This is a genomic window from Bacillus cereus group sp. Bce019 (genome assembly GCF_051781745.1).
Taxonomy (GTDB): Bacteria; Bacillota; Bacilli; order Bacillales; family Bacillaceae_G; genus Bacillus_A; species Bacillus_A cereus.
This window is the reverse complement of the sequence record NZ_JBPWJX010000198.1, coordinates 1-261: the sequence shown is the minus strand read 5'-3', so window position 1 is coordinate 261 and position 261 is coordinate 1. Positions and strand designations below refer to the sequence as shown.

The following is a 261-nucleotide window of genomic DNA, read 5'->3' as shown; positions in this document are numbered from 1 at the left end:
TCGAACCCGCGACCCCAACCTTGGCAAGGTTGTATTCTACCACTGAACTACTTCCGCAAGACATGTATGAGTTATTTAATTAAAAGTGCGGGTGAAGGGAGTCGAACCCCCACGCCAAAGGCGCCAGATCCTAAGTCTGGTGCGTCTGCCAATTCCGCCACACCCGCATATTAATTTATTTAAGAAAAATGGGGCGACTGATGGGAATCGAACCCACGAATGCCGGAGCCACAATCCGGTGCGTTAACCACTTCGCCACAA

General features: G+C 50.6%; 1 tRNA gene. It reads right to left on the bottom strand.

Going from position 1 to position 261, the window contains the following annotated elements:
• Positions 1 to 86: 86 nt before the first annotated feature.
• Positions 87 to 167, bottom strand: a tRNA-Leu gene (locus ACS2QP_RS27995).
• Positions 168 to 261 lie beyond the last annotated feature (94 nt).